Annotated in this window: 12 protein-coding genes; 2 read left to right on the top strand and 10 right to left on the bottom strand. The window is 58.7% G+C overall.

The annotated features are described in order from the left end of the window. Nucleotides 1–51 precede the first annotated feature (51 nt). The gene (locus GS611_RS10690) at nt 52–1,434 is read left to right on the top strand and encodes a M17 family metallopeptidase (protein ID WP_171635471.1); all 1,383 of its coding nucleotides are present in this window, start codon (nt 52–54) and stop codon (nt 1,432–1,434) included. Continuing rightward, a complete protein-coding gene (locus GS611_RS10685; RefSeq protein WP_171635469.1) occupies nt 1,431–2,168 on the top strand; it encodes an NlpC/P60 family protein in 738 nt (245 codons plus the stop codon). Before GS611_RS10690 ends, GS611_RS10685 begins: the two co-directional genes overlap by 4 nt. Here the strand turns inward: GS611_RS10685 and GS611_RS10680 are convergent. From GS611_RS10680 to GS611_RS10635, 10 genes are all read right to left on the bottom strand, one after another. Continuing rightward, nucleotides 2,165–2,515 carry a DUF2794 domain-containing protein gene (locus GS611_RS10680; protein WP_117871396.1) on the bottom strand — a complete coding sequence of 117 codons (351 nt, stop codon included), beginning with the start codon at nt 2,513–2,515 and terminating at the stop codon, nt 2,165–2,167. The two genes, GS611_RS10685 and GS611_RS10680, sit on opposite strands and share 4 nt — an antisense overlap. Before the next feature lie 73 nt (nt 2,516–2,588). Beyond that, on the bottom strand, nt 2,589–4,253 hold the full coding sequence (locus GS611_RS10675; RefSeq protein ID WP_171635788.1) for an iron ABC transporter permease: 1,665 nt from the start codon (nt 4,251–4,253) through the stop codon (nt 2,589–2,591). A 122-nt stretch (nt 4,254–4,375) separates the two neighbouring features. After that, entirely contained in the window at nt 4,376–5,593 is a 1,218-nt protein-coding gene (locus GS611_RS10670; protein ID WP_171635786.1) for a phenylacetate--CoA ligase family protein, read from the bottom strand. 19 nt (nt 5,594–5,612) lie between these two features. After that, nucleotides 5,613–6,446 (bottom strand): ABC transporter ATP-binding protein, encoded by an 834-nt coding sequence (locus GS611_RS10665; protein ID WP_171635467.1) that lies wholly within the window; start codon nt 6,444–6,446, stop codon nt 5,613–5,615. 107 nt (nt 6,447–6,553) lie between these two features. After that, nucleotides 6,554–7,837, bottom strand: a complete 1,284-nt coding sequence (locus GS611_RS10660) for an ABC transporter substrate-binding protein (RefSeq protein WP_171635465.1) — start codon at nt 7,835–7,837, stop codon at nt 6,554–6,556. A gap of 74 nt (nt 7,838–7,911) precedes the next feature. Next, on the bottom strand, nt 7,912–8,988 hold the full coding sequence (locus GS611_RS10655) for a branched-chain amino acid ABC transporter permease (RefSeq protein WP_171635463.1): 1,077 nt from the start codon (nt 8,986–8,988) through the stop codon (nt 7,912–7,914). A gap of 3 nt (nt 8,989–8,991) precedes the next feature. Next, nucleotides 8,992–9,249, bottom strand: a complete 258-nt coding sequence (locus tag GS611_RS10650; RefSeq protein WP_171635461.1) for a hypothetical protein — start codon at nt 9,247–9,249, stop codon at nt 8,992–8,994. 3 nt (nt 9,250–9,252) lie between these two features. Next, complete coding sequence (locus GS611_RS10645; RefSeq protein WP_171635458.1) at nt 9,253–10,239, bottom strand: branched-chain amino acid ABC transporter permease; 987 nt, start codon at nt 10,237–10,239, stop codon at nt 9,253–9,255. Nucleotides 10,240–10,268: 29 nt separating this feature from the next. Then, nucleotides 10,269–11,087 (bottom strand): ABC transporter ATP-binding protein, encoded by an 819-nt coding sequence (locus tag GS611_RS10640; RefSeq protein ID WP_171635456.1) that lies wholly within the window; start codon nt 11,085–11,087, stop codon nt 10,269–10,271. A gap of 78 nt (nt 11,088–11,165) precedes the next feature. Then, nucleotides 11,166–13,109: an AMP-binding protein gene (locus GS611_RS10635; protein ID WP_171635784.1), complete on the bottom strand. Its 1,944-nt coding sequence runs from the start codon at nt 13,107–13,109 to the stop codon at nt 11,166–11,168. Between the last annotated feature and the right edge of the window lie 21 nt (nt 13,110–13,130).

The raw sequence follows: 13,130 nt of genomic DNA, 5'->3' as shown, positions 1-13,130 counted from the left end.
GCAGATCATGCGCGGCTAGTCTGTGCGCAGAAACCATCAGCCGAGACGCCCATGACCCTGTCCTTCGCCCCATCCTCTGACCCGTCCATACCGCTTCATGTGATTGCGCAGCCGGATTTGGACAGTTGGTTGCAGGACCAGCCGGATACCGTCCGGACCTGGGTTGCCGCAAGCGGGTTTACAGGTGCGATGGGGCAGACCCTGCTGGTGCCAGGCGCGCATGGCGCGGTTGATTTTGTGCTGGCCGGGTATGGAACAGAAGACAAGCGCGAGCGAAAAAGGTTCCCATTGGCCGCCGCAGCCATGGCATTGCCCGAAGGAACCTATCATATCGCGTCCGGCATTCCCGCTGATCGTCTGGAAATGGAGTGCTTTGGCTGGTTGATGACAGGTTACACCTTCGATCGCTACGCGTCTCAATCTGCTGGAACCGCGGCGCTGGTTGCGCCCGAAGGTGTCGACGCCAACCGTATCGAAGCGATGGCCAATGCCGAAGTTCTGACCCGCGATCTGGTGAATACGCCAGCCTCGGATATGGGTCCTGAGCAGTTGCAGCAGGCGGCCGAGGCTCTGGCCGGTGAATTCGGTGCCGCGTGCAGCGTGATCAGCGGCGCGGCCTTGCTGGAACAGAATTTTCCTATGATCCACACCGTAGGGCGCGCCGCCGAACAAGCCCCCCGGTTGATCGAGCTGAATTGGGGCAGCAGCGGCCCCAAACTGACTCTGGTCGGCAAGGGGGTGTGTTTCGATACGGGCGGATTGAACCTGAAACCGGGCGCATCCATGGGTCTGATGAAGAAAGACATGGGTGGCGCGGCCAATGTGTTGGGGTTGGCGCGGATGATCATGCAGCTGGGTTTTCCCCTGCAATTGAGGGTCTTGATACCGGCAGTCGAAAACGCGCTTGCCGGAAATGCCTTCCGCCCAGGGGACATCCTGACCTCTCGCAAGGGACTGACGGTCGAGATCAACAATACGGATGCCGAAGGGCGTCTGGTGCTTGCTGACGCGTTGGCGCTTGCTGAGGAAGGTGAACCCGATCTGGTGATCTCGATGGCGACGCTGACCGGGGCCGCCCGTGTGGCTGTGGGCCCCGATCTGGCACCTTTCTATACCGATGATCAGCGCTGCGCGTCTGCCCTGTCGCATGCCGCTGAGGCTTCGGCTGATCCGGTCTGGCGCATGCCGTTCCACACGCCCTATGAAGCGATGATTGAACCCGGCATCGCCGATCTGGACAACGCGCCGTCGGGCGGGTTTGCAGGGTCGATCACAGCCGCTCTGTTTCTGCGCAGGTTCGTGGGCGCACGCCGCTACATCCATTTCGACATCTATTCCTGGCAGCCCAGCAAAGAGCCGGGGCGCACCAAGGGCGGTCTGGGTCAGGGACCTCGTGCCGTGCTGACGGCGTTGCCGGAGATATTGGGACTGTGACACGCCATCGAGTTTCCGCACCCGTTGTCGATTTGCTGCGCAGCCCAGACGGGCCACGCGACCGGCAATTGTTGTTCGGTGATACGGTTCAGATCGAGGAAACAAAGAGCGGGTGGAACAGGGTCATCGCAGACAAAGATGGGTATACCGGCTGGTTGCGAACAGATCAGCTGACGGCGGATGCGCCTGCGACGCATTGGATCACGGCGCCTGCAACGCATGCCTACCAGGAAGCGGATTTCAAAAGCCGCGATCTGGTGTCGCTGAGTTTCGGAAGCAAAATCCAAGCCAGGACCGAGACGGACCGGTTTGTTGAAACCGAACTGGGATATATCCCAAAGGTACACACGGCGCCGATGACCGCGAAGCCTGACGACCCGGTCGAAGTGGCCCAGCTGTTTCTGGGCACACCCTATTTGTGGGGCGGCAACAGCCGGTTCGGCATCGATTGTTCCGGGTTGGTTCAAGCGGCGCTTTTGGCTTGTGGCCTGCCGTGCCCCGGCGACAGCGGCGATCAGGAACGCGCTTTGGGCAAAACCGTGATCGAAGGGGGCCCTGCGCAACGGGGTGATCTGTTGTTCTGGAAAGGGCACGTGGCCTGGGTTTCGGGCCAAAACATGCTTTTGCATGCGAACGCCAGCCATATGGCGGTGGTATTCGAACCAATGGATCAAGCAATCCGCCGCATCATGGATCAGGGTGACGGGCCCGTCACGGCCCACAAAAGGCTCTAATCCGGGTTTACGGCCCGGATCAGCTTGCGTTCCAGCACCCGCAGTACTGCCCGCAGATCGTGGCCGCGTTTCAGGATGCGGCCATCCATACCTATGACGGAATACATTCCCTGCCGGGACCTCAGGCGCGGGTGTTTTTCGACGCGGTAGATCGGATGTTCCGCGGTGCGCCGAAAGATCGAGAACACCGCCATGTCGCGCAGGTTGGAAATACCGTAGTCACGCCATTCTCCGGCGGCGACCATCCGACCATAAACGGATAGGATTTGAGACATCTCATGCCGGTCGAAAGCTACGGGCATCTGCGCTGCGCTTGCCGAGAACCGGCTGGGAGGCTGCATATTCATACCTCCAGCCTTGCCGGAAATCGTGTTTGAATCAAGCCTGATGCGCAGTTGCCCGACAATTACGACGCAAGTGTTACCGTCGACCGACCTGACGGCAGATCAGGATTACGGGCAACAGACCTACCGCAAGAATGACCAGCGAAGGCACGGCGGCGCCCTCCAGCCTCTCATCCGAGGCCAGCCGATACGCCTGCACCGCCAATGTGTCGAAATTGAACGGGCGCATGATCAGCGTGGCGGGAAGTTCTTTCATCACGTCCACGAACACGATCAGCAGGGCCGTCAGCAGCGAGGGGGTCAGAATCGGCAGGTGAACCCGTCGCAATGTTCCCAACGGCGTCTGCCCCAGTGAACGGGCTGCGGCGTCCATATTCGCATGTACAGTGCTTTGGCCCCCCTCATACGCGCTAAGCGCGGCAGCCAGGAAGCGCACCATGTAGGCAGCGACCAGCAGCCAGATGGAACCTGTCACCAACAGCCCCGTGGATACGTCGAAGGTCTGTCGCATCCAGACGTCCAGCGCGTTGTCAAAACTCGCAAAGGGGACGATCAATCCAACCGCAATGACGCCACCGGGAACGGCATATCCCAGACGCGCCATATATGCGGTCGCAGACGAGGCGCGACCGGGCCTCAGACGTTGAAAGAACCCGACACTGATCGCCGCAAAGACGGTGATGACCGCCGCCGTACCAGCAAGTATCAACGAATTCTGGATGAAACTGATATAACGCTGCGACAGCAGGTTCTGTTCGGAGTCCAAGCCCATCTCGACCAGAATGATGACGGGCAGTAAAAAACCGAAAAGAACGGGTATTGCACACAGCAGAAATGCCCCGCAGGCGCGCAGACCCGTCAGATTTGCCGCCGGTTGCGCCACATGCTGTTTCCCCGCCTGATAGTATTTTGCCTTGCCACGCTGGGTGCGCTCGGCCACGGCCATGATCAAGGCAAAGACCAGCAGGCACAGGGCCAGTTGCGCCGCTGCCGCACGATCGGCCATGGAAAACCAGCTTGTGTAGATCCCGGTGGCAAAGGTCTGTACGCCGAAATACGACACGGTTCCGAAATCTGCGATGGTCTCCATGACGGCCAGCAGAACGCCGCCTGCAATGGCGGGTCGCGCCATCGGCAGTGACACGCGCCGAAAAGCCAGCCATGGATTGTTGCCCAGCGCCCGCGCTGCCAGAAACGCGGTTGCGCTTTGTTGCAGGAACGCAGCCCGCGCAAGCAGATAGACATAAGGGTAAAGCACAAGGATCAACATGACCGCCGCACCCTCGGTCGAGCGGATTTCCGGGAACCAATAGTCGCGCGGGCCCCACCCCGTTACATCACGCAGCGTGCTTTGAACGATGCCCGGGTGATCCAGAATGAAGGTGTAGGCATAGGCCAGAACATACGCCGGAAAGGCCAGCGGAAGGACCAGTGCGATCTCCAGAAACCGCACGCCGGGAAAACGGGTCATCGTTACCAGCCAAGCCGCCCCGGTGCCGATGCTGAACGTGCCGGCCGCAACCAGGACCACAAGAATCAGGGTCGTCGCGATATAGCCGGGCAGCACCGTCTCCATCAGGTGCGAGATCGTGTCCGTTCCCCCGGTTACAGCCGCCAGGACCACGGCGATCATCGGCAAAAGGCACGCGGCAGCCACGACATAGGCGATCCCCGCCAGCAGTCGGGTACCGCGTACACCGCGATTGCGCGATCCGTTCTGTGAAAACTCGATTTCGGCCATCATCCCGGCTTGTGATTGGCAAAGGCGAAGGGTTCGCCTTTAATCGACCAAAAAGCTCGGAAACACCAGTGCATCGGTCAACAAATCTGCGGCACAAACTGCCGCAGATCTGAAAAACACCGCTATTCGTAGACGCGCTGATCCTCGATCACCACCCCGTCCTTGGGAAGGGATCCGGGGGCCACGACCTCGATCGCACCTTTCAGTTTCAACACTTCGGCCACTGACTTGGCATATGCCGGGTCGTCACCGCGCGGACTTTCGATCCGGACCGTCATCGTGTCCATCTCACCCTGGCGGGCTGCAATAACGCGGGCTTTGACAATTTCCTCATGCTTGTCGACCAGGGCCGCAACCTGTTCCGGGCGTACAAACATACCCTTGATCTTGGTGGTCTGATCGGCGCGACCCATCCAGCCTTTGATCCGGGTGTTGGTCCGGCCACAGGGCGAAACACCCGGCATGACGGCAGAAAGATCCCCGGTCGCAAAGCGGATCAGCGGGTAATCCGGGTTGAGAGAGGTCACGACAACTTCGCCCACCTCGCCCGGCTCTACCGGGGTTCCGGTTCCGGGCGTCACGATTTCGACGATCACATGTTCGTCGATGATCATCCCTTCCATCGCGGCGCTTTCATAGGCGATGTTACCCAAATCCGCCGTCGCATAGCATTGCAGGCACGAAATACCGCGATCCGCATATTCCTGACGCAAAGACGGGAACAGCGCGCCACCACCAACAGCGGCCTTGGAGAAATTCAGCGAAACGCCCATCTCGTCAGCCTTGTCCAGGATGACTTTCAGATAATCAGGCGTGCCTGCATAAGCGGTGCAGCCAACGTCACGCGCGGCTGTCACCTGCAATTCGGTCTGCCCGGTTCCCGCCGGCAGAACGGCAGCACCAACAGCGCGGGCGCCGTTTTCAAAGATCATGCCAGCCGGTGTCAGGTGATAGCCAAAGCAGTTCTGAACAATATCGCCAGCTGCAACACCAGCGGCATGCAGGAACCGGCCCATGCGCCACCAGTCGTGATCGGTGCTGCCCGGTTCATAGATCGGCCCGGGGGACTGGAACACGTGATGAAAGTGGCGCGCGGGCTTCACGGTGAACCCACCAAAAGGGGGGCGTTCCGCCTGCGCCCGGATCAGGTCCGATTTGCGCAGCACCGGCAACATCGGCAAATCATCTGCCGAGACCACCTTGTTAGTGTCTGATTCAGAAAAATGTGCAGCAAACCCGGGGGCAGATGCAGCACGTTTGATTTGCTCTACCAGCGCTGCGGCCTGATCCGAAGCGCGTTCGTCCGCCGAGCGTGTTTCGAGTGCGTCGAAATACATCATCGCCATATCCTCCATCCGCTCACAGCCACCTCTTGCGGCGACGATAGGACCGCACATCGCGAAAACTTTTGCGGCCTTCATCCGACATGCCAAGGTAGAATTCCTTGACATCCGGGTTCTCGCGCAGTTCGGCGGCCGGGCCATCCATCACTACGCGCCCGGATTCCAGAATGTATCCGTAATGCGCGAACCGAAGGGCAACATTTGTGTTCTGCTCGGCCAACAGGAAGGAAACGCCCTCTTTCTCGTTGAGATCCTTCACGATGCCGAAAATCTCTTCGACCAACTGCGGCGCAAGTCCCATCGAAGGTTCGTCCAGCAGGATCGTCTCGGGGCGCGACATCAAAGCCCGGCCCATGGCAACCATCTGCTGTTCACCACCCGACGTATAGCCTGCCTGCGAGCGGCGGCGCTCTTTCAGGCGGGGGAAATAATTGTAGACCAGCTCCAGATCCTGCTGGATCGCTGCGCTGCCGTCCTTGCGGGTATACGCGCCCGTCAGCAGGTTTTCTTCAACCGTCAGGTGTTCGAAACAGTGACGGCCTTCCATCACCTGAATCACGCCTTTTTCAACCAATAGGGCGGGGTCGCTTTCGTGTACGTTCTGGCCACGATACTTGATCGTGCCTTTCGTGACTTCGCCGCGTTCTGAATGCAGCAGGTTCGACACTGCCTTGAGCGTGGTCGTCTTGCCCGCGCCATTGCCCCCCAGCAAGGCCGTAATTCCGCCCTTGGGCACAGTCAGGCTTACGCCCTTCAGCACGAGGATCACGTGGTTGTAGATCACCTCGATATTGTTGACCTCAAGCAGGTTTTCCGCCTGCACGTCAGTGGTTTGTGCCGCATCAAGCATCAGCGCGTGTCCTCATGCCTGTCCCCTTCGGGACTGTTCGTGAGGAGCGGCGGCAAACCGCCGCTCCGGAGTTTTGAGAGCCGGCCTCAGCCGGGAAGAAACCGACTTTATTCGCAGCGCGGTTCGATGTTGTTTTCGGCCGCGTACGCTGCCGAGTCTTCCGCGATAAGCTGGCCGATCACTTCCTGATCAGTTGGCATAAAGTCCTGAAGCTTGTTCCAGGTACCGGTCGAGGCATCCCATTGAACAACACCCACCAGACCCGGGCCGCCATGGTTTTCACAAGTCACGCTGAATTCGGGACCAAATCCACTCATGCCCAGAGATTCCATCTTGGCATTGGTGATCTCCAGCGCCTCCATACCGTCGCGCATCATCGCTGGGGTGATATCGGTCACGCCATGGATTTCTTGTGCGGTCTTGATGGCTTCAGCCGCCAACATCGCTGCATAGAGACCACGGTTGTATTGCACCGCGCCCAGTTGATCACCGGCGCCCGCAGCTTTACCCGAATCGACGACGTATTTCTTTAGGTCGTCGTAAACCGGGTAGTCATCGCCCAGACCGGTGAATGTAAGCGCCTTGTAACCGGTTGCTTTATCACCAGCAGGCTCAACGTCGAATTCTGCGCCCGACCACCAGACACCGATGAAGTTTTCCATTGGGAAACGGATGTTCGCAGCTTCCTGAATTGCGACCTGGTTCATCACGCCCCAGCCCCACATGACCACGTAATCCGGCTTTTCACGACGGATTTGCAACCACTGCGACTTCTGCTCCTGACCCGGGTGGTCCACTGGCAGCAGCGTCAGCTCATACCCATGCTTTTCAGCCAGCATTTCCAAAGTGCGGATCGGCTCCTTGCCATAGGCAGAGTTGTGATAGACCAGCGCGATTTTTTTACCGTTCAGGTCACCATCGTTTTCGCTCAGCAGATAGTTGATCGCGCCCGAAGCTCCGTTCCAATAGTTGGCCGGATAGTTGAACACGTTGCTGAACACCTTCCCGTTTGCAGCCGAAGTGCGGCCATACCCCATCGTGTGCAGCGGAATTCCGTCTGCCGTCACTTTGGGGATCAACTGATAGGTGATACCAGTCGACAAAGGCTGATAAACCAATGCACCTTCGCCTTTGGTCGATTCATAGCATTCCACACCCTTTTCGGTATTATAGCCGGTTTCACATTCAACCACCCGGATCGGTTCTCCTCCGATACCGCCATCCCGCTCATTGAGCAGAGTGAAATAGTCGTTGTAGCCGTCCGAGAACGGGATACCGCCTGCAGCATATGGCCCGGTGCGATAGCTGAGATCAGGGATCACAAGATCCGCCATCGCTGGCCCAGCGGCCATAAGGGCGCTCAGCGCCACGGTTGCCAGTTTCTTGTTCATCGGGTGTATCCTCCCTTGATTGATCCGATGGTGTATTCGGGTTTTCGCACCCGTCTTTTTGATTGGGCCTACCCTTAGTGCGGGAACGGCCAGAGTCTGAGTTTCTCTTTCGCGACGCGCCACAGCTGTGCCAGCCCATGGGGTTCGAGGATCAGGAACATGATGATCAGGGCGCCGACAATCACCAGCTGAAGATGGGCAACGATATCTGTGGGCCAGCCCAGCACATCGACGCCGACCACTTTCAGGACCACCGGCAAAAGCACAAGGAATGCAGCGCCCGCAAAGGATCCGAAAATAGAGCCTAACCCGCCGATAATGACCATAAACAGCACCAGGAACGATTTTTGGATGCCAAAGACTTCACCGACCTCAACCGCGCCCAGATAGACCGCAAAGAACAGTGCGCCCGCGATACCCACGAAGAACGAGCTTACGGCAAAGGCGGTCAGTTTCGCCTTGAGCGGGTTCACCCCGATGATCTCGGCGGCGATGTCCATATCGCGGATCGCCATCCATGTCCGCCCTGTCGTACCGCGTGTCAGGTTGCGCGCAACGAGGGCGCAGACGGTCAGGAAAATCAGACAGAACAGATAGGTGGCCCAGGCCGATGCATTCGGACCGGTGATGATGATGCCGAAAACATCCCGTTCCGGCGCGTTGATCTGCCCCGAAGCCGAGTAATTGTAGAACCACGGCACCCGGTTGAACAGCCAGACCAGAAAGAACTGCGCCGCCAGCGTCGCCACCGCAAGATAAAACCCCTTGATCCGCAAGGATGGCAAGCCGAACAGCACGCCCACGATGGCGGTGATGCCACCAGCCAGGATCACATGGATGAACATCGACACGTCTGGAAAGGCGGTCATCAACTTGTAGCAGGCATAGGCCCCAACGGCCATGAAACCCCCGGTACCCAGGCTGACCTGCCCGCAATAGCCCACAAGAATGTTCAGCCCAATGGCCGCGATCGCATAGATCAGGAAGGGCAGCAGAAGTGCGTTGGCCCAATAGTCGTTGATGATGAACGGGATGATCCCGAAGGCCACCGCCAGCACCACATAGTACCGATACCGATCGAACTTGATCGGGAAAGTCTGGCTGTCATCCACGTAGGAGGTTTTGAAATCTCCGGCCTCACGATAGAACATGTCTTACTTTCCCCATTCTTCCTGCGCCCGATTCCGGGCTTCGGCGTCCAGTTGATTGGACCCTTTGGCATATCCGCTCGCCTCCGAGGCGCGCACCAGCTTCAAGTAGGCCAGAACCCCCATGATCAGCCCTGCAAAGGCCAGGATCGCTGCAATCGTCAGTTGGCCTTCGGTCAGATCGTCTGATGTGAGGGCGATGTAGCCAAAAGCCCAGAACCCCGCCCATGCGACCACGTTGATGATGGCGATCAGCTTGGTCATGCCCTATACCCTCTCGATGATCTTCTCTCCGAACAGGCCTTGCGGCCTGAACACTAGGAAGATCAGCGCCAGCACATAGGCAAACCAGTTCTCGGTTGCGCCACCGACCATCGGTCCGATTGCGAATTCGAACAGCTTTTCACCCACGCCGATGATCAGACCGCCCACGATGGCGCCTGGGATCGAGGTGAACCCGCCCAGCATCAGCACCGGCAACGCCTTGAGCGCGATCAGCGACAGTGAGAACTGGACGCCTGATTTGGTGCCCCACATGATGCCCGCGACCAGAGCGACAAACCCGGCCACCGACCAGACCATGACCCAGATGAAGTTCAGCGATATGCCCACCGAAAGCGCCGCCTGATGGTCATCCGCCACTGCGCGCATGGCCCGGCCCTGCTTGGTGTACTGGCTGAACGCCACCAGAGCGGCTACCAACAGCGCCGCGATGACCGTCGCCACGATGTCCAGATTGTCGATGAAGAAGCCGTAGTCGAAGATGTTATAGGTGGTCTCGTCAATCCACAGATTGATACCCTGCGGCAGACCCACATCCAGCGTCTTGATTTCAGACCCCCACATCAGGTCGGCCACGCCTTCAAGGAAGTACGCCAGACCGATGGTCGCCATGAACAGAATGATCGGTTCCTGCCCCACCAGATGGCGCATGACGAACCGCTGCACGGCCCAGGCCAGCAATACCATCACACCCATCGTCAGAATGATGGCGAACAGCGCGGGCACATTCCACCCGAAATAATGGATATGGGTGCCGAAAGTCGCGTTGATCAGATGGGCAAACGGCACCTGCCCATTCATGATCCCGACCAGCGTCATCGCCGCGAACAGGGCCATAACCCCTTGGGCATAGTTGAAAATACCGGACGCCTTGTAGATCAGCACAAAGCCCAGCGCGACCAGCGCATAAAGCACCCCGGCCATCAGACCGTTGAGGATGACCTCCATCGCGAAGATAAGTTGTTCAGGCATGCCAGCCCCTCCCCAATTCTGCCCAGAGCTTAATCATGGCTGACCCCCAGATAGGCGTCGATGACTTCCTGGTTGTTGCGCACTTCGTCGGGTGTGCCGTCACCGATCTTTTTGCCGTAATCCATCACGACCACCCGGTCGCTCAGATCCATCACAACGCCCATATCGTGCTCGATCAGGGCGATGGTGGTGCCGAATTCGTCATTCACGTCGAGGATAAAGCGGCTCATGTCCTCTTTCTCTTCGACGTTCATGCCCGCCATCGGCTCGTCCAGCAGCAGCAGCTTGGGCTCTGCCGCCAGCGCGCGGGCCAGTTCGACGCGTTTCTTCAGACCGTAGGGCAAGCGCGACACCGGCGTCTTGCGGATGTGCTGAATTTCAAGGAAGTCGATGATCTTCTCGACAGCTTCACGGTTTTCTGTCTCTTCCTTCTCGGCCTTGCCCTTCCACAGTGCCTGCTGAAGGATATTGGTCTTCATGTACCCCAGCCGCCCGGTCATAACGTTGTCCAGAACGCTCATCCCTTCGAACAAAGCAATATTCTGGAACGTCCGGGCAATGCCCTGCTGCGCCACCTCAAAGGGCCGCATCGGCGGGCGTTTTGACCCATGAAACCAGACCTCGCCTTCCTGCGGAACATAGAAGCCCGAGATCACGTTCAGCATCGAGGATTTACCGGCGCCATTGGGCCCGATGATCGCACGAATCTCACCCTCGCGGATATCGAACGAGATATCCTTGATCGCCACCACACCACCAAAGCGCAGGGTGATGTTCTTCATTTCCATCACCACACCGCCGATCTTGCGACCGTCTTCGGTGACATATCCTTCGGAATTATCCAGCATCGGTCACTCCCTGACTTGCGCGAAAACGGGACGGCGGGCGGGGCGATGACCGCAGGTCGAGCGGCGCTCGTACGGCACTCATTCTGCGGCAACCTTGTGTTGGGCGACGGGAACAACCGGCGCATCGACAATTTCCAGCGTCGCCGAAATCGATCCTTTGCGACCATCCTCATAGGTCACCTCGGTCGTGGTCGAAACCGTCTTGGACCCGTCATAAAGCGCGGCAATGATGTCGCTGAACTTGTCCTCGACAAACCCGCGCCGCACCTTGCGGGTCCGGGTCATCTCGCCATCATCGGCATCCAGTTCCTTGTGCAGCACCACAAAGCGGTGCACCTGGCAGCCCGACAGCATCTCGTCAGCGGCGACCGACTTGTTCACCTCTTCCACATGGGCCTTGATCGTCTCTAACACACGCGGATGTCCCGCCAGTTCCTGATACGAGGCATAGGCCACGTTGTTGCGCTCGGCCCAGTTGCCGACCGCGGTCAGATCGATATTGATGAAGGCGACGCAGCGATCCTTGCCATTGCCGAACAGCACCGCCTCCAGAATATCGGGATAGAACTTCAGCTTGTTCTCGACAAATTTCGGCGCGAACATCGACCCGTCGGCCATCTTGCCCACGTCCTTGGCGCGGTCGATGATCCGCAGATGACCCGAGCTTTCCTCGATGAACCCCGCGTCGCCCGTGGCCACCCAGCCTTCAGGGTCCTTGGTCGATGCGGTCGAGTCCGGGTTCTTGAAATATTCGACGAAAACGCCGGGCGAGCGGTAGTGTATCTCGCCCTTGTCGTCGATCCTGATCTCGACATCGGGGGCCGGGACGCCAACGGTGTCGGCGCGCACCTCGCCGTCGGGCTGGACGGTGATGAACACGGTCGCCTCGGTTTGGCCGTACAACTGTTTTAGGTTGATGCCTAAAGAGCGATAGAAATCAAAGATCTCCGGCCCGATCGCCTCACCCGCCGTATAGCCCACCCGAAAGCGCCCATATCCCAGCGTGTCTTTGAGCGGCCCGTAAACCAACAGATTGCCCAGCGCATATTTCACCTTGTCACCCAAGCTCACCGGCTTGCCATCCAGCAACCGACCGCCGACCTTCTTGGCATGCGCCATGAAGTAGTGGAACATGCGCTGCTTGAGCTTGCTGGCATCCTCCATTCGGATCATCACATTGGTCAGCTGGCTTTCAAATACGCGCGGCGGCGCGAAGAAATAGGTCGGCCCGATCTCGCGCAGGTCGGTCATCATCGTGTCGGCGCTTTCGGGGCAGTTCACGCAGAACCCGCACCAGTAGGCCTGACCAATGGAAAAGATGAAATCCCCCACCCAGGCCATCGGCAGATAGGACAGGATGTCTTCGTTGCGGGTCAGGTGGTCGAATTCGGCTGAGTTCTTTGCACTTTCGATCACGTTGCGGTTCGACAGCACCACGCCCTTGGGCTTGCCCGTGGTACCCGAAGTATAGAGCATCACGCAGGTGTCGTCATAGGTGATCTCGCCGATGCGCCTGTCCAGTTCGGCGTCGAAACGCGCATGACCAGCGCTGCCCTCGGCCTTGATGTCGTCAAGGGCATTCATCTGGCTGTGGTCGTATTTCCGCATACCGCGCTTGTCGGTATAGAGGATGTGTTTGACCTGATGCAGGTTTTCCTGAATCTCGATGACCTTGTCGACCTGCTCCTGATCGCCGCAGACGACATATTTCGCTCCGCAATGCTCCAGCACATAGGCCATCTCTTCGGCAACCGCGTCTTGATAGAGAGGGACCGGAATGGCACCGACCATCTGCGCCGCAACCATTGACCAGTAATGTGCCGGACGGTTGCGCCCGATTACGGCGATGTGGTCACCTTTTTCAACGCCAAGTTCAAGAAATCCAAGCGCCAGCGCGCGGATTTCGGCGGCCGTTTCCGCCCAGGTCCAGCATTGCCAGATCCCGAATTCCTTTTCGCGGTAAGCCGGGGCATCCCCGAACTGCGTCGCATTGCGATGTAGCAGCGCCGGAAGGGAGTGCATCCCTTCGGCGCCCGACTGCGT

The organism is Ruegeria sp. HKCCD6119 (assembly GCF_013110585.1).
Classification (GTDB): domain Bacteria; phylum Pseudomonadota; class Alphaproteobacteria; order Rhodobacterales; family Rhodobacteraceae; genus Ruegeria.
Note: the sequence above shows the minus strand (reverse complement) of the source record. Positions and strands in the feature narration are given on the sequence as shown.

Coding starts and splice junctions, on each gene's coding strand:
- GS611_RS10670 (WP_171635786.1), bottom strand. CDS start 5,593: ATGATGTATTTCGACGCACTCGAAACACGCTCGGCGGACGAACGCGCT.
- GS611_RS10640 (WP_171635456.1), bottom strand. CDS start 11,087: ATGCTGGATAATTCCGAAGGATATGTCACCGAAGACGGTCGCAAGATC.
- GS611_RS10655 (WP_171635463.1), bottom strand. CDS start 8,988: ATGTTCTATCGTGAGGCCGGAGATTTCAAAACCTCCTACGTGGATGAC.
- GS611_RS10645 (WP_171635458.1), bottom strand. CDS start 10,239: ATGCCTGAACAACTTATCTTCGCGATGGAGGTCATCCTCAACGGTCTG.
- GS611_RS10665 (WP_171635467.1), bottom strand. CDS start 6,446: ATGCTTGATGCGGCACAAACCACTGACGTGCAGGCGGAAAACCTGCTT.
- GS611_RS10635 (WP_171635784.1), bottom strand. CDS start 13,109: ATGCACTCCCTTCCGGCGCTGCTACATCGCAATGCGACGCAGTTCGGG.
- GS611_RS10660 (WP_171635465.1), bottom strand. CDS start 7,837: ATGAACAAGAAACTGGCAACCGTGGCGCTGAGCGCCCTTATGGCCGCT.
- GS611_RS10675 (WP_171635788.1), bottom strand. CDS start 4,253: ATGGCCGAAATCGAGTTTTCACAGAACGGATCGCGCAATCGCGGTGTA.
- GS611_RS10650 (WP_171635461.1), bottom strand. CDS start 9,249: ATGACCAAGCTGATCGCCATCATCAACGTGGTCGCATGGGCGGGGTTC.
- GS611_RS10690 (WP_171635471.1), top strand. CDS start 52: ATGACCCTGTCCTTCGCCCCATCCTCTGACCCGTCCATACCGCTTCAT.
- GS611_RS10680 (WP_117871396.1), bottom strand. CDS start 2,515: ATGAATATGCAGCCTCCCAGCCGGTTCTCGGCAAGCGCAGCGCAGATG.